We start from the raw sequence: 20,269 nt of genomic DNA, 5'->3' as shown, positions 1-20,269 counted from the left end.
CTTGGTCTGCGAGGGGCCCGCACCCAAACTTCCTTCCCTCGTCAACGCTGCATCACAGCAACCCCAAGGAAGAAGCCATGTCCCAACTCAAGCTCAACGACAAGATCGCCCTCGTCACCGGCGGCACCAGCGGCATCGGCCTGGCCACCGCGCAGCGCTTCGTGGCCGAAGGCGCCCACGTATTCATCACGGGCCGCCGCCAGGCGGAACTCGACGCGGCCGTGAAAACCATCGGCCGCAACGTGACCGGCGTGCTCGGCGATGTCTCCAAGCTTGCCGACCTCGACAAGCTCTACGCCACCATCAAGGAACAGAAGGGCCGGCTCGACGTGCTGTTCGCCAACGCCGGTGGTGGCAGCCTCTTGCCGCTGGGCCAGATCACCGAAGAACACTTCGACAAGACCTTCGGCACCAACGTGCGCGGCCTGCTCTTCACGGTGCAGAAGGCACTGCCGCTGATGGCCAAGGGTTCATCGATCGTTCTCAACGCATCGATCACCAGCATCAAGGGCAACCCGGCCTTCAGCGTCTACAGCGCGACCAAGGCGGCGGTGCGCAGCTTCGCGCGCGGCTGGGCGGTGGACCTGAAGGATGCCGGCATCCGCGTCAACGCTGTCAGCCCCGGCGTGGTGCCGACCCCGGCCTATGAGCTGCTGGGCCTCACGCCGGAACAGGTGAAGGGCTTCATCGAAGGGCAGGCACAGAACATTCCACTGGGCCGGGTCGGCACGCCCGACGAAATCGCCAAGGCGGTGGTGTTCCTCGCCTCCGACGACAGCAGCTTCGTGAACGGCACGGAACTGTTTGTCGACGGCGGCATGGCGCAGATCTAATCGATCAGCGCTTGGTGACCGACACCAGTTCCACTTCGAAATTCAGCGTGGCGTTCGGCGGAATCACGCCGCCCGCGCCGCGCGAACCGTAGGCAATCGACGGCGGGCAGGTCAGCTTGGCCTTGCCGCCCGGCTTCATCTTCTGCACGCCTTCGGTCCAGCACGGGATCACGCCGTTGAGCGGGAACTCGGTCGGCTCGCCGCGCTTGTAGGAACTGTCGAATTCCTTGCCGGTGTCGGGGAAGGTGCCGCGGTAGTGCACCTTGACCGTGTCGGTGGCCGCGGGCGATGCGCCGGTGCCTTCCTTGAGCGACTGGTAGATGAGGCCGCTGGGCGTGGTCACGGGCGCGGATTGCGCGAATGCTGCGGGAATGGCGAAGACGGACACGAGAGCGGCACAGAAATAAGACTTCACGAAACACCTCGGGGATTGAAAGGCCCTGATTATGGCCAGCGCCATGTCCTGCTGGCCTCCGTCGATGTAGCGCGATGTACGTAGTGGAACGACCCTTGCTTTGCTGAATGCGCACTGTCAACATTCACGAAGAGAGGAAGCCTCCATGCACTCCACCGAAGCCGCCCCGGTCGCATCGACTGCCCAGGGCACGGGTCATCTGAAAAAGGTACTCGGTCCCATCCAGCTGTGGGGCATCGCGGTAGGCCTCGTCATCTCCGGTGAGTACTTTGGTTGGAGCTACGGCTGGAACACCGCCGGCACGCTCGGCTTCCTGGTCGCCACGGTGCTGGTGGCCACGATGTACACCACCTTCATCTTCAGCTTCACCGAGCTCTCCACGGCCATTCCACACGCGGGCGGGCCCTTTGCGTATGCACGGCGCGCGTTCGGTCCCAACGGTGGGTTCGTCGCGGGCTTTGCCACGCTGATCGAATTCGTCTTCGCGCCGCCGGCCATCGCGCTGGCCATCGGCGCCTACCTCAATGTGCAGTTCCCGGGCATCAACCCGAAGTGGTTTGCGCTCGGGGCGTATGTGATCTTCATCGCGCTCAACTGGGTCGGCGTGGGCATCGCCGCGGCTTTCGAGTTGTTCGTGACTGTGCTCGCCATCGTCGAGTTGCTGGTGTTCATGGGCGTGGTCACGCCGGGCTGGACGATGGCCAACTTCGTTGCGAACGGCTGGGCCGGCGGCAGCGTGCTCAACGGCGCGGCGATCTCGGGCATCTTCGCGTCGATTCCGTTCGCGATCTGGTTCTTCCTCGCCATCGAGGGCGCGGCCATGGCGGCCGAAGAGGCGCGCGATCCGCACCGCACCATTCCCATCGCCTACACCACCGGCATCGTCACGCTGGTGGTGCTGGCCTTCGGCGTGATGATCTTCGCGGGCGGCGTGGGCGACTGGCGCAAGCTTGCCAACATCAACGACCCGCTGCCGCAGGCCATGAAGGCGGTGGTGGGCGACAACAGCGGCTGGCTGCACATGCTGGTGTGGATCGGGCTCTTCGGGCTGATCGCGTCATTCCACGGAATCATCATGGGCTACTCGCGCCAGATCTTCGCGCTGGCGCGCGCCGGTTATCTGCCGGCCTATTTCGCGGGCCTGAGCCCGCGCTTCGACACGCCGCACCGCGCGCTGCTGGCAGGTGGCGTCATCGGCGTGATCGCGATCTTCAGCGACGAGTGGGTGCAGTTCGGCGGGCAAACGCTCACCGCCAACATCGTGACCATGGCGGTGCTCGGCGCGATCGTGATGTACCTCATCTCCATGGCAGCGCTCTTCAAGCTGCGAAGGAACGAACCGAACCTGCTGCGCACCTACCGCGCGCCCTTCTACCCCGTGTTCCCGGCGATCGCGCTCGGCCTTGGCGTGGTGTGCCTCGGTGCGATGGTGTGGTTCAACTTCATGCTGACGGTGCTGTTCCTGGTGCTGATGGCGGCGGCCTACGGCTACTTCCTGTTGACCTCTTCGCAGCGCAAGGCGGCGGCGCCCGACGAGATGCTTTCCTCCACCGCCACCAACGCCTGAACCAACGCCTGAAAGACGATGCGCTACCGCACCACCATCGCAGAACAGGTCTTCAGCTTCGACGACCTGAAGCAGGTCATGGCCTTTGCCAGCCCCGCGCGCTCCGGCGACTACCTCGCCGGCGTCGGCGCCGCCACCGCGCAGCAGCGCATGGCCGCGCGCCATGTGCTGGCCGAGACGCCGCTCAAGCAATTCCTGACCGAAGCGCTCATTCCCTACGAGAGCGACAACATCACGCGGCTCATCATCGACAGCCATGATGCGGAGGCCTTCGCGCCGGTGTCGCACCTCACGGTCGGCGACTTCCGCAACTGGCTGCTGTCGGACGAAGCCACGACCGCCACGCTCACCGCACTCGCGCCCGGCCTCACGCCCGAGATGGTCGCGGCCGTGTCCAAGCTCATGCGCAACCAGGACCTCGTGTCGGTCGCGAAGAAGTGCAGCGTGGTCACGCGCTTTCGCAACACCATCGGCCTGCCGGGGCATCTGTCGGTGCGCCTGCAGCCCAACCACCCGACCGACGACCTGCGCGGCGTGGCCGCGTCCACGCTCGACGGCCTGCTCTACGGCGCGGGCGATGCGGTGATCGGCCTCAACCCGGCCTCCGACAGCATGCCGGTGCTGGGCCAGCTGCTGCACATGCTGGACGAGGTGATCCAGCGCTTCGAGATTCCTACCCAGAGCTGCGTGCTCACCCATGTGACCAACACGCTCAAGCTCGCGGAGGCCGGCGCGCCGGTGGACCTAGTGTTCCAGTCGATCGCCGGCACCGAAAAGGCGAACCTGTCGTTCGGCGTGACGCCCGAGTTGCTCGACGAGGCCTATGCCGCAGCGCTCGCATTGAAGCGCGGCACCGTCGGCGACAACGTCATGTACTTCGAGACGGGCCAAGGCAGCGCGCTCTCGGCCAACGCCAACTTCGGCGTCGACCAGCAGACCTGCGAGGTGCGCGCCTATGCGCTGGCGCGGCGCTACAAGCCCTTTCTCATCAACACGGTGGTCGGCTTCATCGGGCCGGAGTACCTGTACGACGGCAAGCAGATCATCCGCGCGGGCCTGGAAGATCACTTCAGCGGCAAGCTGCTCGGCCTGCCGATTGGCTGCGACATCTGCTACACGAACCACGCCGAAGCCGACCAGGACGACATGGACACGCTGCTCGTGCTGCTGGGCACCGCGGGCATCAACTTCATCATGGGCATTCCGGGGGCGGACGACGTGATGCTCAACTACCAGAGCACCTCGTTCCACGACGCCCTGTTCCTGCGCCAGACGCTGGGTCTCAAGCGCGCACCCGAGTTCGAGGCGTGGCTGCAGCGCATGCAGATCACCAACGCAGCGGGGCAACTCGCGCCGCCCTCTTCCAACCGCCTGCTGGCTGACATGAGCGGGCTCAAGGCCCTTGAATCATGAGCGATGCCGTCACTCCGAACCCCTGGGCGCAATGGCGCTCGGCCACACCGGCACGCCTCGCACTCGGCCGCGCCGGCGCCGGCATGCCCACTGACGAGACGCTGCGCTTCGGCTGGGCGCACGCGATGGCGCGCGACGCGATCCATGCGGCGCTCGATGTCGATGCGCTCGAAGCCACGCTCGGCGCACAACATTGGGAAGTCGCCCGCGCCCGCAGCCGTGCGGCGGACCGCACCACGTACCTCCGCCGCCCCGACCTCGGCCGCCAGCTCGATGAGGAGGACGACGGCCGCCTGCGCGCCATCGGGCGCTACGGCTGCGATGTGTGCGTCGTCATCGGCGATGGGCTTTCGTCGCTCGCGGTCGCGCGCCATGCCGCACCGCTGCTCGCCGCGTTGCGCTCGCAGTTGCCGGCCGACACCCGCTTCTCGCCCGTGGTCATCGCCACGCAGGCGCGCGTGGCGCTGGCCGACGAGGTGGGCGAGCTGTTCGGCGCGATGCTTTCGGTGATGCTGATTGGCGAGCGGCCAGGCCTGAGCTCGCCCGACAGCCTGGGCATCTACCTGACCCATTCGCCCAAGCGCGGGCTGAACGATGCGGCGCGCAACTGCATCTCCAACGTGCGGCCCGAAGGCCTGCCCTACGAAGCCGCGGCGTTCAAGCTGGCGTGGCTGATGCGAGAGTCCCTGCGACGGGGGCTGACCGGCGTGGCGCTCAAGGATGAGAGCGTTCTTGCATCGCTGGAGCAGCGCGATGGGCGACGACCACGCCTGCCCGGATAAGGCGCCCTTCCTTTATCTACGAATACGCAATAAAATGACTCTTAAGCCGTTTAATAGTCATTTTATTGATGTCAAGAAGCAGCCACAGCCTCTCAGCCCTGCCCCCGCAGACCATCGCGCCTCTTGAAAGGCTGGGCCTGCGCCTGCGCGCGCACAGGGTCCAGCGCGAATGGACGATTGCCGAAATGGCCGAGCGCCTGCTCTGCTCGCCCAACACGCTGCGCGCGCTCGAATCCGGAAAGCCAGGCACCAGCATCGGCCTGCTGGCCCATGCGCTGTGGCTCTTCGGCGAGATCGATTCGCTCGACGGTGTGGCCCCGGCACCCACCGGCCTGGCGGCAAAGCGCCGCGTCCGCAGGTCGGCTGCTCAACAAGGCACGGCAGGCGTGATCGCGGAGAACGAACGTGATTTCTGACGACGGCATCGATGCCGAGCGGCGCATCTACGTCGGCCTCGCGCACCACACCGGCGAGCGGGTGCAGCCGGCCGGCCTGATGAAGCTCGTTCGGCGCGGCGTGGTGGAGTCCGGCGAATTCGCCTACGGCAGGCGCTATCTCGAAGACCCGGTCGCCGCACCGCTCAACCCCGAGCACCTGCCGCTGCGCGATGCGGCCTTCGTGCTGCCCGAGCGCCGCCTGCGCGAAGGCGGCGCCATGCCGCTCACGCTGCGCGATGCGCTGCCCGATAGCTGGGGCCGCAAGGTGCTCGAAATACGCCAGGGCAAGCCCCTGTCCGACATCGATGCATTGCTGCTCACCAACGAGGACCGCATCGGCGCGATGGTGTTCGCCGAAGCCCTGCCCATCGAGAGCGAGGAGCCGCCCTCGGCGCTCCTGTCGCTGGAAGAGCTTGCCGAAGCGTCCGGGCGCGTCGAAGCCGGCATGGAGATCGGGCCCGACATGCACCGGCTCCTGCGCGGTGGCAGCCTGGGCGGCGCGCGCCCCAAGGCCGCCTTCGTGCATGAAGGCCGGCGCTTCATCGCCAAGTTCGCATCGCGCGGCGACGACCACGACGTGGAAGTGATCGAAGCCGCCACGCTTTGGCTGGCCGACGCCTGCGGCATCGACGTTCCGCCCTTCCTGCTGCAGCCCCTCGCGCTGGGGCGTGCATTGCTGGTCGAACGCTTCGACCGGGCGGGCCCGGTGACCGACGAGCGGCGCTTTCACTACCTCTCGGCCTCGGCGTTGCTCGATGTGCCCTATGAATCCAGCCGCGGCAGCTACGTCGAGCTGGCGCAACTGCTGCGCCGCATCTCGCGGCGGCCGCAGGAAGACCTGTCCGAACTGTTCCGCCGGCTGGTGTTCAACCTGGCGGTGGGCAACAGCGACGATCACGTCAAGAATCATGGCGCGCTGCGTGGCGAAGACGGGCTGTGGCGCCTCGCCCCCGCCTTCGACCTCGTGATGCAGCTCGGCGGGCACACGGGTTATCAGGAGCTGGCCATTCTTCCGGGGCAGCACGCATCGAGCCTCGCGCTGGTACGCGAGGCGGCGCCCCACTTCGGCTTGGCGGCTGCGGCGGCCGACGAAATCATCCTTGCCATTGGCGAGACGGTCGCCGTTCATGCGGCAGCCAGCGTGGCGTCTGCCGGCGGCGATCAGGCGCTCGTGCGGCGCGTGGCGGCCTTCATCGAGCAGCAGGCCGGGCGCATCGCCGCCTAGGCACCCGCGCTCGACTGCACTCGACTGCCAAAGGGCAGCACAGATAGACTTTGATTCCCCTGCCCCGGACAGGTCGAACGCAGGCGCCGAAGATCCGATCCGCGGATCGTTTTTCAGCGACGCGAATTACTTATTCATTCAGCAACAAGACAGAAAGAGATCGCCATGGCAAAAGCCTATTGGGTCAGCGCATACCGAGCCGTCAAGGACACCGACAAACTCGCGGCCTACGCGAAACTGGCCGGCCCGGCGATCGCGGCCGGCGGCGGACGTTTTCTCGCGCGCGGCCTGCCCGCCAAGGTCTACGAGTACGGCTTGGCCGAACGCACCGTGCTGATCGAGTTCGACAGCGTCGAGCAAGCGACGGCCGTGCACGACAGCCCCGACTACCAGGCCGCGCTCGCCGCGCTGGGCGACGGCGCCGAACGGGACCTGCGCATCGTCGAAGGGGTTTGAGCAACCCGGGGCGCGTTCGCGCTCGCAAGGCCGAAGGACATTCACGATGACCATCACCATCACCGCCTTTGAACGGTCGCCCGACGGCGGCAAGGGCCTGGCGCGCGACACGCGCGTGCGCTGGGCGCTGGAGGAAGCCGGCCTGCCCTACGAGGTGCGCCTGGTGTCCATGCGCGCAATGAAGGAGGCAGCGCATCTGGCGCTGCATCCCTTCGGCCAGATTCCCACCTACGAGGAAGGCGACCTCGCGCTGTTCGAGACCGGCGCCATCGTGCTGCACATCGCCGAGCGCCGCCCCGGCCTGCTTCCGGTCGATGCCAACGCAAGGGCGCGCGCCATCACGTGGATGTTCGCGGCGCTCAACACGGTCGAGCCTCCCATCCTCGAACTCGTCACCGTCAAGTTCGTGGAAGGCGACAAGCCCTGGAAAGACGAGCGCATGCCCCTCGTGCACGACCGCGTGCGCGCCCGGCTCGCCCAGCTTGCCGCTCGCCTGGGCGATGCCGACTGGCTGGACGGCGACTTCAGCGCGGGCGACCTGCTGATGGTGTCGGTGCTGCTGCGGGCGAGACCGTCCGGCCTGCTGGACGAGTTTCCCAGCCTGGCCGCTTTTGTCGCTCGCGGGGAAGCGCGGCCGGCCTACCAGCGGGCGTTTGCTGCGCAGTTGGCGATCAACGCTGCGCCCCTGCCAGCGGGTCGGGAGTGAGGCGGCCGGCAAGCAACATGAGTTCGAGGTTGGGCTGAGCCTCGCACTCCAGCTGCTGACTGGACTTGATGCGATGCGCACCGCGTTGTCTTCGCGGGGCCCACAGCCAATCTCGGCTACTGGCCCTACAGTGCCCCCATGACCAGCACAACCCTGCTCCCTTCCGACCTTCAAGCCGCCATGCGCGCACGTGACGACGCCTTCTACGCCGTCGATTCGGCGCAGTGGGGCAAGTACACCGCGAGCGACTTCACGACTGTCCAGCAGAACGGCCAGTTCATGTCTCGGGCCGAACGGATCGGCAATCTTCAGACGCAGAAGCAGCGGCCCTATGTGCTGCGCGAACGCGAGCAACACGAGCAGCAAGGCGACCTTGTGGTCACTCGCTTCTTCAGCGGCGGACTATGGGTAATGGAAGTCTGGAAGCGCATGGACGGTGCGTGGGTCACCGTCATGACGCAAGCCACGACGGCGGCCTGACCAAGCGTTGTTGAAAAATCGCCTTTGTCCGGCAAACGTCATGCATCAAACCAATGAGCGCGCATGCTGCTCAGAAATTCGTGAGTGATAGGAACTCCAGCGGCGGAGCCTACGACAGAGTCAATGCCGCATTTTGGACATATGGCAGTCCGACCTACATCGACCCACTCAACGATAGTCGCCGGTGGAAATGAAGCCATGCAATAGAAGCAGCCGCAGATCTCGCTCGCCTCGATTTGGCATCTGTGATTGCTGCTGAAAGTGTGGGCCGTGATGACATCCATCTATCTTCAATCTGTCAGGAACTGAGGCCCTCGAAAATCCGCCCCTGGCCATTTCCTCATGACGTTCCCACTACCCTTGTGCTTCGCACTTGGCTATTCGGAGGCAATCTTGCAGGCGCTGGATGAGGGTCTCCACTTCTTGTTCCCCCAGCTCAAGCGGATCACCATGCGAGCCGACTGCGATGAGGCAGGCAGTGGATCCATCGACCCAAACATCGAGGCGTTCTTGGGCTTCGGAAACAGGCTGCTCGTTCAACGGCACAGTGGACCCTTGCTCATAGGTTGACCAGGAAATTCGGCATCCATCTTGAAGAGGCATCCAGGGCCTGCTGAATCTCAGTAGTTCCGCGGAGATGTCGGCGACTGGCTTACTTCAGAAGCTACCGAGGCGCGTGGATCGTATCGTGCTTCGCAATCGTGACGCGCTCCTCGAGGCGCTCCATCTGCAAGTGGCTCGGGCCAAACGCAACCGCAATTACCGTCACCGCTTGCTGGCGCGTCGCCGCTTCGATCACCTGAATCTCAATCTGAAGTTCCTCGCCTTCCACCTCGACTGTTTTTGAAGTGGGTCCAGCGCTGGCATGCGCCGCAAGCGTCGACCAGGGCAACAGGCGGAACGCCTCCAACTCCCTTGCAAGTACTGCATAGGCGCTCCCACGCTTCATGACACTCCTCCCAAAGCTTGTTGATTAGTTGCTCCGCCGATTGCCACCATCACTGCAAAACCGCATCCCGCCGCTCCTCGGCAGAAGCGACCAACGCCCGCTCCAGAACATCGAACACACCACGCCCTGCACTCGTCACGTAGTAGTCGCCCAAGCTCGTGATGTGCGATGCGATGTTGCTCCCCCACGGCGGCCTCGCCTGGCGGTTTTCGATATCCCAGACTACAGCCGAGGGCGGCAACTTGTCCAACGCGGCTTTGGCCAGCCACAGTTCATCGAGCGCGAGCAGCGCATTCCCGTGAGGCAGGCGCCCCTGATAAAGCTCGTTCATCAGATGCGGAAAGCGGCTTCCCCAACCATCGGGTTCACAGTGCGCGCTGATGGTCGAGAAGAACGAGTGCACGAACGACGGCGCGCCGAGTTCGTTCGTGCTGGATCCGACTGTCACTCCCACTGCCATCAGTGCTGCTCCTTGTGAACTGGGCGCCGCCCGATGCGTCGCCTTGCATGACTGCTGTCCGGTCGGGCGGATTCTGCCTTGCGGCTGGCTGCGTGGCCGCTACGGGCCGGTCACTGGCGCCTCGCGCCGCGCTTTCTCGCTCAACTCAAACAACGCCCCGGCGACGAAGGCATGTGCCAGCCGCGCACAGCAAACAGCTGGCACGGCTGATGCGTAGGTCGATGCTGAAGTGTCATGGGCGTTGCCTACGCTCGTGCTTCTCATCCATCGACAACGCACCACCACAGGGAACGCATGCAACGCCGCCTCGCCCTCCTCACCCCGCTCGCCGCCGCGCTCGTCGCCACCGGCTGCGCGAGCCTTTCGCCCGCCATGGGCCTCTCTCCTGCCCACTGGGACGCCTTCAACCGCGCGCAGATCGAAGGCCTGATCGCCAGCCTCGGCAAGGGCAGCCCGGGCTACAACGCCACCAGGTCGCCCTACGTGGTGTTCGACTGGGACAACACCAGCGTCTTCCTCGACATCGAGGAAGCCTCGCTCATCTACCAATTGGAGAACCTCGCCTTCGGCGCGACGCCGGCGCAGCTCGAAGTGGCGCTGCGCAAGAACATTCCGAAGAAAGACTTTTTGCCCGCTTACAACAACGCGGCGGGCAAGCCGGTCAACATCGACTTGGTAGTGCCCGACATCGTGGCCAGCTACACCTGGCTCTACCAGAACAGCAGCACCCTCAAGGGCAGCAAGCCGCTGGCGGCCGTGAAGCTCGATCCGAACTACATTGCCTTCACCACCAAGGTGCGCTATCTCTACGAAGCCATCGGCGACACCTTCGATCACGACACGGCCTACCCGTGGGTCACCTACCTATTCGTCGGCATGACCGAGGCGCAGGTGCGCAAGCTCACGGCCGACACGGTGGCATGGCAGTTGAAGGAGCCGGTCGTCAAGGTGAAGTGGATCTCGCCCGCCGCGCTGCCGGGCCAGGCCGGCGTGGTCTCGGTGAGCTGGAAGAACGGGCTCCGGCTGCAGCCCGAAATGCAGGAGCTGTACGCCGCATTCCGCAACGCGGGCTTCGATGTGTGGGTGTGCTCGGCGTCGTTCGTCGACGTGATCAAGGAGATCTCGTCGAACCCCGCCTTCGGCTACAACAACCCGCCCGACCGCGTGCTCGCAATGGAACTGGAGCGCGATGCCAACGGCGTGATCCAGCCCGAGTTCCGCCGCGGCTACGACCAGACGCAGGGGCCGGGCAAGACGAAGAACATCCAGCGCTTTCTCGTCACCAAATACGGCTACGGCCCGAGCTTCATCGCCGGCGACAGCGAGGGCGACCAGAACATGATGGCCGACTTCGCCGACACGAAGAAGGTGCTGATCGTCAACCGCCTGCGCGATCCGAAGACCGACATCGGCAAGTTCTCGGCGATGGCGGTGCAGAACTACGGCAAGCCCGACACGCGCTACCTGCTGCAGGGCCGCGATGACAACACCGGGCAGTGGGTGGCCTCGCAACTGCACACGCCGCTGGGCGCCACGCAGGGGAAGGCGCTCAAGTAGTCGGAGACAGGCAGGTGGCGGGCACCTGCCTATGATCCTGGCATCGAACGACACCAGGAGACAAACCATGGCTGCCCGCTACCCCCTCGCCGAACTCAAGGACCTGCCCGAAGACATCCGCACCGCGATCCTCGCCGTGCAGGAAAAGGCAGGCTTCGTGCCCAACGTGTTCCTCGGCCTTGCACGCCGCCCGGCCGAGTGGCGCGCGTTCTTCGCGTACCACGACGCGTTGATGCTCAAGGAAGAAGGCTCGCTCACCAAGGGCGACCGCGAGATGATCGTCACTGCCACCAGCGCGGCCAACCAGTGCCTGTACTGCGTGGTGGCGCACGGCGCGTTGTTGCGCATCTACGAGAAAAAGCCGCTGGTGGCCGACCAGGTAGCGGTGAACTACCGCAAGGCCGACATCACGCCGCGCCAGCGCGCGATGCTCGACTTTGCAATGAAGGTCTGCGACCGCTCGCACGAGATCGACGACAGCGACTTCCCGCCGCTGCACGCCCACGGCTTCGACGACGAGGACATCTGGGACATCGCGGCCATCACCGCCTTCTTCGGCCTGAGCAACCGGCTGGCGAGCTTTAGCGGCATGCAGCCGAACAACGAGTTTTTCCTGATGGGGCGGCTGCCGCGGGAGAAGAAGTGATGGCCTGCGTCCGATAGGGCTCGATCCGTTCCTTTTCGGCTCTTGTCGAAAACAATCCGTTCACGCTGAGCCTGTCGAAGCGCAGCGCAAGGCTTCGACAAGCTCAGCCCGAACGGTCCGGGAGACGTCGCCCACCACAACACCGTTCGCCCTGAGCTTGTCGAAGGGCCTTCCACTGCACATCCTGGATTCGACAAGCTCGGCCCGAACGGTTCTCGATCGATCGCAGTCCGCATCAGGCCTTCGCGCGGCAGGAGGCGAGCGCGTCCAGCGCGGGCTTGTAGGTGGGCGTGTTCACGTCCAGCAGGCCCAGCACCGTGTGATAGAGGTTGTCGTGCGTGAGAGGTGCATCGAGCCCGGCCTCCATGCACGAGCGCGAGAGCTTGCGGCGCTCGCTCATGCCATCGCTGAACCAGGTGACCATCGGCACGTGCTTCTGCGCCTCGGGCGCAAAGCTGTACGGCACGCCGTGCAAGAAGAGGCCGTACTCGCCGAGCGATTCGCCGTGGTCGCTCACGTAGAGCATCGCCGGGTCGTATTGCTTCGATTGCGCCTTGAGCCAGTCGATGGTGTCGGCCAGGAAGCGGTCGGTCTGCACGATGGAGTTGTCGTAGACGTTCATCAGCTCGTTGTGCCCGCACTCGGCCAGCGCATTGGTCTTGCATTCGGGCGTGAAGCGTTTCACGTCGGGCGCCGAGCGCTTGTAATAGGCCGGGCCGTGGCTGCCCATCTGGTGCATCACCAGCACCACGCCCTTGGCGCGGCGCTCGGCCGGCAGCGCGGCGATGCGCGCGTCCAGGTTCTTGAGCATCACCTCGTCCAGGCACTCGTCGCCATCGCACAGGGCCTTCTTGGTGGCCGCATCGAGTCCGTCGAAAGCCGATGCATTCGGAATGCGCGTGCACACGTCCTTGCAGCCGGCCTGGTTGTCGAGCCAGAGCACGGCCAGGCCCGAGGCCTGCAGCACGTCGACCAGGTTCTCGTAGTCGTCCTTGCGCGATTCGTAGCCCTGCTTGCCCAGTGGCGAGAACATGCACGGCACCGAAGCCAGCGTGTTGGTGCCGCACGAATGCACGTCGCGGTAGCTCAGCACGTTGCGCTTGGCCAGCTCGGGCGTGGTGTCGCGTGCGTAGCCGTTCAGCGCGAAGTGATCGGCACGCGCCGTTTCGCCCACCACGACCACGAACATCGGCGGGCGTACCTGCGCTGCGTAGCTCGCGCCGAGCGTGGTGCCGGCGGTGATCGGAATGAGCTTGCCGCTGCGCTTGAACAGCGGCTTGATGAACACGGCGCCCGTCGAGTAGAGGCTCGCGATCGGGTTCATCATGTAGCGCAGGTGGATGTTGTTGCGCATCAGCGGCGCGAGCTGCCGGTTCATCGCCACGCCGGTCGCGAGCGCCACCACCACGGCCAGCACCAGCAGGGCCGCGTTGCGCCAGAGCTTCGAGAGAAAGCCCATCGGCGCGATGCGCATGCGCCAGAGCATCAAACCCGCGGGCAAGGCGACGACCAGCACGTTGAAAGCCATGCGCCAGCTCAGCAGGTCGCGCGCTTCGTTGGGGTCGGTCTGCAGCGCATTGGCGATCATGGTCGGGTCCATGACGACGCGGTACTCCAGCATGTAGTGCTGCGTCACCGCGGCCAGCACGACCACCAGGAACCACAGCGGCTTCAGCCATCGCGACCAGGCGGTGAGCGAAAGCATCGCCACGGTGCCGCACAGCGTGAGCAGGCTCATGGCAATGACGGTCGGCAGGTAGGTGCTCGGCGCCCCGCCGATGCGGGCCAGCTCGTTCCAGAGCGGCCAGTTGGTGGTCAGCACCAGGTACAGGCCGAGCCAGAGCATGACCAGCGCGGCCGATCGCGGGCGCGTGAGCCACTGGTCGACACGTTGCCAGAGTGCACCGGGCGAGGAAAGCTGTTGCGCAGAAGCCTCGAAAAGAGGTGCGCTGTGCACGGGTGCAGGCTCGATACGCGAAAACGACATGCAGCGACTGTAGGGACGCTGCCTGAAAGGAGCCTGAACCGGGCGTTCAGTCCGCGTTCAGACTTGTCCGCCGTGCACGCGCAAGCCGGCGGCGGGCCGGCATTCTGGCAAGGGCCAGGCTCAGCGGGCGGCTCACGCCGCGCTCGACCATGATCGACACCAGCGCCGCAAGGAGCACGGCCGCCGCAATGTCCGAGGGAAAGTGCACCCCCAGGTAGAGGCGGCTCCAGGCCACCACCGCCGCCACCGCGAGCGCCGCCAGCATGGGTGCGCGCTGCGGCAGGCACCACAGCGAGAAGGCGGCGGCGAAGGTGCCGGCCGCATGCAGGCTCGGAAAGCCCGGCCGCATGCCCTGCGGCTCCCACTGGATGCCCAAGCCGAAGAACGCGGGTCTCGGGAACGGCAGCGCCGAGCGGAACACGTTCACGATGACCCACGTCGCGATCACGCTCACCAGCGCGGTGAAAAGCGCGTAGCGCCAGCGCTTGTCGAACATCGCGCTCGCGATGATCGTCACGGCCAGCAGGGCCGGCAGCACTTCGGAGGCGAAACGGGCGAATTCGATGAGCCACAGCGGCGCCGAAGCGTCCGCGTTGAGCCAGCCGAACAGGGCGAAATCAAGAGCTTGCATGAAGGGAGGCCGCTGGTTCGAGCGGAGCCTGGTTCCGGCGGGTCACCGCCACGTCGATGGCGAATCCGACCACCCAGCAGACCCAGGCGGTCCAGAGCGTGTGGCTCATGTAGTGGGCGCCGCGCAACTGCTGCGCGAAGCCCAGCACCAGGCCGGCCACCACCGCCACGCCCAGCCAGATGAACGCCGCGCGGGCGGACGCCCGGCGCAGCACGAAATAACCGCCGACGTAGGCGAACGCGGCCGACGCGTGCCCGGCCGGGAAGCACCCGCCGGGACCGCCGTCGCCCACGCCCCACGACCAGTGCGACACGTAGTGCGCGACGCCGCCGAACTCGTTCAGGTCCCAGGGGCAGCTGGTGTCGCTGAAATGCTTGATGGCACTGACGGCCAGCACCGAGGCCAGCACGGTCACCGCCAACTGCACCCGGTCGCGCGTGGGAAGCTTCCGCAGGATGCCCAGAGGCCAGCGGATGGCCACGAACAGGCCGATCACCAGCAGCCAGCTCAGGTTTCTGGCGCCCTCGTGCATCACATGGACCAGGAAGGGGTTCTCGCGCCACGGAAAGCCCATGGGCGTACCGGCCATGCGCGCCAGGACCAAGTCGCCATGGGAAGCATCCCAGATCATCAGCAAGGCCAGTGCGAGCAAGGTCAGGGCTCCGAGACGGAGATTCGCGGTACGTGTCATTGAAAAAACCAGGCCTCGACAAAAACTGGCGCGAGCCTACGTTCGCGAAATGAACCCAGTCTGAAGCGACCTGAACGAATGCTGACGCGGCCCCCCGACCGCCCTGCGGCGATAGACTTCGTGTTTTTCAGAGACACACCGCGTGCGCATATTGCTCGTCGAAGATGACACTTCCTTGGCAGACGCCGTGTGCAGCTATCTGCTGGCCAAGGCTTTCGTCGTCGACGTGGCGCCCAGCCTCGCCGAGGCACGCGGCGCCCTGCTCTCGGTGCAGTACGCCGCGGTGCTGCTCGACCTGCACCTGGGCGACGGCGACGGCCTCTCGCTGCTGCCGCAGGTGCGCGCGCTGCGCGAGCCCCCCATCGTCATCGTGCTCACGGCCCGCGACCAGGTCACCGACCGCATCCGCGGGCTCGACGCGGGCGCCGACGACTACCTCATCAAGCCTTACGACCCCGCCGAACTGCTGGCGCGGCTGCGCGCGGTCGAGCGGCGGCGCAGCGCCAACACATCGCCCGTTCTGCACTTCGGCACGCTGGAGATCGACCTGGCCCACGACCGCGTGCGCAAGGACGGCACCCCCGTCGTGCTCACGCAAAAGGAATGGGCCCTGCTGCGCGTGATGGCCACGCGCCCCGAGCGCATCCACACGCGCGAGAACCTCGCCGACGCACTCTACGGCTTCGGCGACGAGGCCGACAGCAACACGCTCGAAGTCTTCATCAGCCGCCTGCGCCGCAAGCTCGGCAAGAGCCATATCCAGACGCTGCGGGGCCTCGGCTACCGGCTGTCGTTCTCGGCGGACGACGAGGAATGAGCGCCGCGCTGCCTATGAGCGGTCGCGACTCGCTGGCGGGGCGCCTCACGCGCACCCTCATCCTGTGGGTCGGCGGCGTGTGGCTCTTGTGCGTGCTGGCCGTGGTCTGGTATGTGGACCGCGAGATCAACCACAACTTCGACAACGAACTGGTCGAGGTGTCGCACCGCATGTTCGACATGGCCGTGCAGGAACTCGACAAGCTGCAGCACAGGGGCGAAGCAATGCCGGCCACGCCGCTGGTCGCGCCCAAGCAGCTGTTCGCCGAAGACGCGGTGATGTACCAGGTGGTCGACATCCACGAGCACGTGCTGCTGCGTTCGGCCGAGACGCCCATCGACACCTTCGATGTGCCGCTCGCCCCCGGCTTCGCCAACAACCCGACCTGGCGCATCTATACCGTGCGGCATCCGACGCTCGGCCTCTACTTCCAGGTGGCGGACCCGCTCGACGAGCGCCGCCACGCGCTCAACCGCACGCTGTTCGGCCTGATCATTCCGCTCGGCGCGGTGCTGCCGCTGCTCGCGCTGGTGCTGCGCAACGTGGCGCGCACCGAGCTGCGCGTGCTGCAGCAGCTCGCGGGCGAGATCGAAAAGCGCAGCGGCACCGACCTCCGGCCGATCACGCTGCCGGGGTTGCCGCAGGAGCTGCGTTCGGTGGGCGACCACGTCAACAGCTTGCTGGAGCGGCTGTCGCAGTCGCTCGACGTGGAACGCGCGCTCGCCGCCAACGCGGCTCACGAGCTGCGCACGCCGCTGGCTGCGGCGCGCCTGCGTCTGCAGACCGCGCTCGACCACGACCTCAAGCGCGAAGACGTGCAGGGCGCGCTCGAAGCGCTGCAGATGTTGAGCCATCGCACCGAGAAGCTGCTGCAGCTCTCGCGCGCGGAGTCGGGTGCGTCGCTCACGCGCGCGCGGGTCGACCTGGTCCAGCTCGCGGGCACCGTGGCGCAGGAGTTCTGGCAAGACCCGCTGAACAACGAACGCCTGAAGCTCAAGGTGCCCGACAGCGCGGCGCCGGTGGCGTTCGGCGATGTCGATGCACTCGCGATCGCGCTGCGCAACCTGGTCGAGAACGCACTGCGCTACGGCGGTGACGGGCGCGTGGTGATCGAAGTGGCAGCACCGTGCACGCTGGTGGTGAGGGACTTCGGTGCGGGCGTGAATGCAACGCAGTTGAAGACGCTGCAGCAACGCCACGTGCGGCACGGCTCGGACCGCGCGGGCTACGGGTTGGGGCTGTCGATCGTGGGCACGATCGTCGAAAAGCACAACGCGAAGCTGGAGTTGGCATCGCCGCCGGTGGGGGCTGCGCAAGGGTTCGAGGCGCGGATTGTGTTGCGGCCGGCCTAGCGCGCTTTCGCCTTCTTTGGCATGAAGTCGTCGGAGTTGTCGAAGCCGAACTGTCCAGCCTCGTACATGCGCGCCATCTTCTTGACCAGGTGCTCACGCACGGACTTCGGCAAGGCGAAGAACTCGGCGTTGGCCCTCGTGCTCCGATCGCCGTCCAGGTTGCCTGTGATGGCGTGGATCACCACCTTGCGGCCTTGGTGAAATGCAATGATCTTGATGGCACCCGAGAAGTCGTCGCTGGCGAAGTTGTCCTTGTCGCCCGGCGCGAAGAAGCGATAGACCAGGATGGGATCGATCAGCCCGTCCGCATCGATATCGGTGAACTCGGAGAGCTTCGACCTGAAGTTGATGCCGGCATCGTCCTTGCCCGCGAAGTCGCGGATCGACCATTGCCGCGTCAATGCGCCATCGCTTCCCACCTTGAAGAGCGTGGCCTGGATGGTGGAAGACAGCGTCTCCTTGGTGAAAGGCAAATCCTGCTTCTCGGCGAGCAACAACGCGTAGCTGCCTGATTTGTCGGTGTAGCAATAGCGCTTGAAAACCGGCAGTTCGACGCCGGCTTTCTTCACCGCATCGGCGTTCAGGAACGGCGCATCGGCCGGACAAGCGTTCTTTTCGGCCTGTGTCTGGGCATGGCTTGCGGTAGCGAGCAGCGCGCACGCGGCAAGCGCCAGTACCTTGCGTTTCATGGTGCGCCTACTCGCTCACCAGCGCGCGCAGCCACTCCGGCAACGCCAACGCCTTCTGCTTCGGAAAATCCACCCAGATCGTCGTCGCCCCGCCCGCCGCGCAGATCACGTCGGGCGCTTCTTCGCGCGCCATCGTGCCCCAGCTCTCGAAGGTGGTGCGGCCCGGGTCGCTCACGTACATCTTCAGCAGCACGTTGCCCGGGTATTCGATCTGCCGGTAGAAATTGCAGAAGGCGTTGACGATCACCATGCCCTCGCCGCCGGGCTCGGGTTCGAAGCCGATGGAGCGCATCCAGTCGATGCGCGCGGTTTCTAGATAGCGGAAGTAGGTGCCGTTGTTCAGGTGGCCCATGGCGTCCATGTCGCCCCAGCGGATGGGGATGGACATTTCATACACGAGCTTCTTCTTTTCGGGGATTTCGATTCTCATCGGTGCGCCTTGATGGATGCGAGGATGCCCAGCACGAACAGCAGCGCCGCCACCCACTCGGTGGCCTGCGGCCAGCGGCCGTCCCAGACGAAGGAATAGAGCAAGGCGAACAGCGTCTCGCTCACGATCAGTTGGCCGCACAGGCTCGCCGAGAGGCGCTGGCTGGCGATGTTCCAGAGGATGGTCGCGAGCCACGACGAGCCGAAGCCGCCCGCCAATGCGATCCAGACGAAGAGCATGCCGTCGGGCTGCGCCTTCAGCGTGGCCATGTCGCTTCCCGCCACCAGCCACAGCAGCAAGGCACCGAGGCCTGTCGAGATGCCGAGCCAGTTGGCCCAGTCGGTCGCGTTGAGTTCGGTGTGGCGCTGCAGCCATTTCGCGTTGAGGAGGCCGTAGATCGTCCAGCTCACCATCGCGCCGAGGGCCAGCGCAATACCCCACCCGAAGCGCACCCCACCCTCGCGATGCTGCGTCGACCAAGCACCCCAGATCATCAGCGCGATGCCCGCACCCGTGAGCACGAGGCCTGGCAGCAGCGCACGCATACGCAGTCCCGCGGGCCGGCCGAGCAGCATCATCCAGACGGGAATCGTGCCGATGACGAGGCTGGGCACCTCGGTGCCGGCCGCCACGATGCCGAAGGCCAGCAGCAAGTAGTAGCCGCTGAAGCCCAGCACGCTGAGCCCGAGCGCCGCGAGCGCCTGTCGCCCGTTGGGCCAGCGTACGGCCGCCGGTCGCGCGAACACTGCCAACGCCGACACAGCACCAAACACCGCGAAGCGCGCGGCCGTGATATCGACCATGCCGAAGTGCCCCACCATCCGCGGCACCACGAACACCAGGCCCCAGAGCGCGCCAGCGCCCAGCCCGGCAGCAATCCCGATCCAAGCCCTCGGAGTCAGACCGCGAACCCGTCGTCGGCCGCGATGATGGCGCCGTTCACGAAATGGCTCTGCCCACTGGCCAGCAGCACGATCAGGCCGTCGAGGTCTTCGGCCTTGCCCACGCGCTTGCGCGGCAGGATGCCGACCAGCTTGGCGCCGGCCTCGGTGGCCCAGAGCGCTTCGTTGAGTTCGGTCGCGATGTAGCCCGGGCACAGCGCGTTCACGTTGATGCCGAACCGGCCCCACTCGAGCGCCATGGCCTTGGTCATCTGCACCACCGCGGCCTTGCTCATGCCGTAGGCGCCGATGTTGGCCACCGACTTGAGCGCGGACACCGAGGCGATGTTGATGATGCGGCCGCCGATGTAGGTGCCGGGCGCCGAGCCGTCGGCGCGCGCCAGCATGCGCTTGCCGACTTCCTGCGCGACGAAGAAGGCGCCCTTCAGGTTGGTGTCGAAGATGAAGTCGTAGTCGTCGGGCGTCACGTCCTGCAGGCGCTGGCGGACGTTCACGCCGGAGTTGTTGACCAGGATGTCGATCGGGCCGACCTCGGTCTCGGCGCGCGCGACGGCGGCCTTGATGCTGCCGTGGTCGGTGACGTCGAGTTCGACCACGTGGGCGTCGCCGCCCTCGCCTTCGATGCGGGCGCGCAGTTCCTTGAGTTTTTCGACCCGGCGGCTGGCCAGGACCACCGCGGCACCGGCGCGCGCCAGCGTTTTTGCGAACTGGGCACCGAGGCCGCTGGAGGCGCCGGTGACGAAGGCCACGCGGCCCGAGAGATCGATGCTGTAAGCCATGGAAAACAGGTCCTGGTGAGTCGCGGAGGTGACGGGTTGCGCTCCCCCTAAAATGTTTCGCGCCC

23 protein-coding genes are annotated in these 20,269 nt (G+C 65.9%); 13 read left to right on the top strand and 10 right to left on the bottom strand.

Features of this window, described 5'->3' with window-relative positions:
- The first annotated feature begins 77 nt into the window (after positions 1 to 77).
- Positions 78 to 833: a glucose 1-dehydrogenase gene (locus tag VARPA_RS11850; protein WP_013540799.1), complete on the top strand. Its 756-nt coding sequence runs from the start codon at positions 78 to 80 to the stop codon at positions 831 to 833.
- A 4-nt stretch (positions 834 to 837) separates the two neighbouring features.
- On the opposite strand, the gene VARPA_RS11845 is transcribed toward VARPA_RS11850, so the two are convergent.
- The gene (locus VARPA_RS11845) at positions 838 to 1,293 is read right to left on the bottom strand and encodes an FKBP-type peptidyl-prolyl cis-trans isomerase (RefSeq protein WP_013540798.1); all 456 of its coding nucleotides are present in this window, start codon (positions 1,291 to 1,293) and stop codon (positions 838 to 840) included.
- Between the two features lie 100 nt (positions 1,294 to 1,393).
- On the opposite strand from VARPA_RS11845, the gene eat reads away from it, so the two are divergent.
- The 8 genes from eat to VARPA_RS11805 all read left to right on the top strand — a co-directional run bounded on the left by eat (position 1,394) and on the right by VARPA_RS11805 (position 8,314).
- Positions 1,394 to 2,815: an ethanolamine permease gene (gene eat / locus VARPA_RS11840; protein WP_013540797.1), complete on the top strand. Its 1,422-nt coding sequence runs from the start codon at positions 1,394 to 1,396 to the stop codon at positions 2,813 to 2,815.
- 18 nt (positions 2,816 to 2,833) lie between these two features.
- A complete protein-coding gene (locus tag VARPA_RS11835; RefSeq protein ID WP_013540796.1) occupies positions 2,834 to 4,228 on the top strand; it encodes an ethanolamine ammonia-lyase subunit EutB in 1,395 nt (464 codons plus the stop codon).
- Complete coding sequence (gene eutC / locus VARPA_RS11830; protein WP_013540795.1) at positions 4,225 to 5,010, top strand: ethanolamine ammonia-lyase subunit EutC; 786 nt, start codon at positions 4,225 to 4,227, stop codon at positions 5,008 to 5,010. The genes VARPA_RS11835 and eutC overlap by 4 nt, the downstream gene beginning before the upstream one ends.
- A gap of 68 nt (positions 5,011 to 5,078) precedes the next feature.
- Positions 5,079 to 5,426, top strand: a complete 348-nt coding sequence (locus VARPA_RS11825) for a helix-turn-helix transcriptional regulator (RefSeq protein WP_013540794.1) — start codon at positions 5,079 to 5,081, stop codon at positions 5,424 to 5,426.
- Entirely contained in the window at positions 5,416 to 6,672 is a 1,257-nt protein-coding gene (locus VARPA_RS11820; protein ID WP_013540793.1) for a type II toxin-antitoxin system HipA family toxin, read from the top strand. The genes VARPA_RS11825 and VARPA_RS11820 overlap by 11 nt, the downstream gene beginning before the upstream one ends.
- A gap of 165 nt (positions 6,673 to 6,837) precedes the next feature.
- Positions 6,838 to 7,128, top strand: coding sequence for a DUF1330 domain-containing protein (locus VARPA_RS11815; protein ID WP_013540792.1), 291 nt, complete (start codon positions 6,838 to 6,840; stop codon positions 7,126 to 7,128).
- Between the two features lie 46 nt (positions 7,129 to 7,174).
- Positions 7,175 to 7,834 carry a glutathione S-transferase family protein gene (locus VARPA_RS11810; protein ID WP_013540791.1) on the top strand — a complete coding sequence of 220 codons (660 nt, stop codon included), beginning with the start codon at positions 7,175 to 7,177 and terminating at the stop codon, positions 7,832 to 7,834.
- Positions 7,835 to 7,972: 138 nt separating this feature from the next.
- Positions 7,973 to 8,314 (top strand): nuclear transport factor 2 family protein, encoded by a 342-nt coding sequence (locus VARPA_RS11805; protein WP_013540790.1) that lies wholly within the window; start codon positions 7,973 to 7,975, stop codon positions 8,312 to 8,314.
- A 664-nt stretch (positions 8,315 to 8,978) separates the two neighbouring features.
- Here the strand turns inward: VARPA_RS11805 and VARPA_RS11795 are convergent.
- Both VARPA_RS11795 and VARPA_RS11790 read right to left on the bottom strand, forming a co-directional pair.
- Complete coding sequence (locus VARPA_RS11795) at positions 8,979 to 9,263, bottom strand: hypothetical protein (RefSeq protein ID WP_013540788.1); 285 nt, start codon at positions 9,261 to 9,263, stop codon at positions 8,979 to 8,981.
- A gap of 49 nt (positions 9,264 to 9,312) precedes the next feature.
- The gene (locus VARPA_RS11790) at positions 9,313 to 9,723 is read right to left on the bottom strand and encodes an Imm70 family immunity protein (RefSeq protein ID WP_013540787.1); all 411 of its coding nucleotides are present in this window, start codon (positions 9,721 to 9,723) and stop codon (positions 9,313 to 9,315) included.
- A 294-nt stretch (positions 9,724 to 10,017) separates the two neighbouring features.
- On the opposite strand from VARPA_RS11790, the gene VARPA_RS11785 reads away from it, so the two are divergent.
- Both VARPA_RS11785 and VARPA_RS11780 read left to right on the top strand, forming a co-directional pair.
- Positions 10,018 to 11,280 carry an HAD family hydrolase gene (locus VARPA_RS11785; RefSeq protein ID WP_013540786.1) on the top strand — a complete coding sequence of 421 codons (1,263 nt, stop codon included), beginning with the start codon at positions 10,018 to 10,020 and terminating at the stop codon, positions 11,278 to 11,280.
- A gap of 67 nt (positions 11,281 to 11,347) precedes the next feature.
- On the top strand, positions 11,348 to 11,926 hold the full coding sequence (locus tag VARPA_RS11780; protein ID WP_013540785.1) for a peroxidase-related enzyme: 579 nt from the start codon (positions 11,348 to 11,350) through the stop codon (positions 11,924 to 11,926).
- A gap of 235 nt (positions 11,927 to 12,161) precedes the next feature.
- Here the strand turns inward: VARPA_RS11780 and VARPA_RS11775 are convergent, their stop codons facing one another.
- The 3 genes from VARPA_RS11775 to VARPA_RS11765 are packed head-to-tail and all read right to left on the bottom strand — an operon-like array spanning position 12,162 to position 15,235.
- Positions 12,162 to 13,913, bottom strand: a complete 1,752-nt coding sequence (locus tag VARPA_RS11775) for a phosphoethanolamine transferase (protein ID WP_013540784.1) — start codon at positions 13,911 to 13,913, stop codon at positions 12,162 to 12,164.
- A 46-nt stretch (positions 13,914 to 13,959) separates the two neighbouring features.
- Positions 13,960 to 14,544: a phosphatase PAP2 family protein gene (locus tag VARPA_RS11770; RefSeq protein ID WP_013540783.1), complete on the bottom strand. Its 585-nt coding sequence runs from the start codon at positions 14,542 to 14,544 to the stop codon at positions 13,960 to 13,962.
- Entirely contained in the window at positions 14,531 to 15,235 is a 705-nt protein-coding gene (locus VARPA_RS11765; protein WP_041942865.1) for a phosphatase PAP2 family protein, read from the bottom strand. The genes VARPA_RS11770 and VARPA_RS11765 overlap by 14 nt, the downstream gene beginning before the upstream one ends.
- Positions 15,236 to 15,377: 142 nt before the next feature.
- Here VARPA_RS11765 and VARPA_RS11760 point away from each other — a divergent pair, with 142 nt between their 5' ends.
- Together VARPA_RS11760 and VARPA_RS11755 are read left to right on the top strand one after the other, a co-directional pair.
- On the top strand, positions 15,378 to 16,052 hold the full coding sequence (locus VARPA_RS11760; RefSeq protein WP_013540781.1) for a response regulator transcription factor: 675 nt from the start codon (positions 15,378 to 15,380) through the stop codon (positions 16,050 to 16,052).
- Positions 16,049 to 17,404, top strand: coding sequence for a sensor histidine kinase (locus VARPA_RS11755; RefSeq protein ID WP_013540780.1), 1,356 nt, complete (start codon positions 16,049 to 16,051; stop codon positions 17,402 to 17,404). The genes VARPA_RS11760 and VARPA_RS11755 overlap by 4 nt, the downstream gene beginning before the upstream one ends.
- On the opposite strand, the gene VARPA_RS11750 is transcribed toward VARPA_RS11755, so the two are convergent.
- The 4 genes from VARPA_RS11750 to VARPA_RS11735 form a co-directional block, all read right to left on the bottom strand.
- Positions 17,401 to 18,093, bottom strand: a complete 693-nt coding sequence (locus tag VARPA_RS11750; RefSeq protein WP_013540779.1) for a M949_RS01915 family surface polysaccharide biosynthesis protein — start codon at positions 18,091 to 18,093, stop codon at positions 17,401 to 17,403. The two genes, VARPA_RS11755 and VARPA_RS11750, sit on opposite strands and share 4 nt — an antisense overlap.
- A 7-nt stretch (positions 18,094 to 18,100) precedes the next feature.
- Positions 18,101 to 18,523 carry an acyl-CoA thioesterase gene (locus VARPA_RS11745; RefSeq protein ID WP_013540778.1) on the bottom strand — a complete coding sequence of 141 codons (423 nt, stop codon included), beginning with the start codon at positions 18,521 to 18,523 and terminating at the stop codon, positions 18,101 to 18,103.
- Positions 18,520 to 19,344 carry a DMT family transporter gene (locus VARPA_RS11740; protein ID WP_144299109.1) on the bottom strand — a complete coding sequence of 275 codons (825 nt, stop codon included), beginning with the start codon at positions 19,342 to 19,344 and terminating at the stop codon, positions 18,520 to 18,522. Before VARPA_RS11740 ends, VARPA_RS11745 begins: the two co-directional genes overlap by 4 nt.
- A gap of 77 nt (positions 19,345 to 19,421) precedes the next feature.
- On the bottom strand, positions 19,422 to 20,204 hold the full coding sequence (locus VARPA_RS11735; protein ID WP_013540776.1) for an SDR family oxidoreductase: 783 nt from the start codon (positions 20,202 to 20,204) through the stop codon (positions 19,422 to 19,424).
- Positions 20,205 to 20,269 lie beyond the last annotated feature (65 nt).

This window comes from Variovorax paradoxus EPS (assembly GCF_000184745.1).
GTDB lineage: Bacteria > Pseudomonadota > Gammaproteobacteria > Burkholderiales > Burkholderiaceae_C > Variovorax > Variovorax paradoxus_C.
The sequence above is the reverse complement of the archived record's forward strand: the minus strand, read 5'-3'. Positions and strand labels throughout refer to the sequence as shown.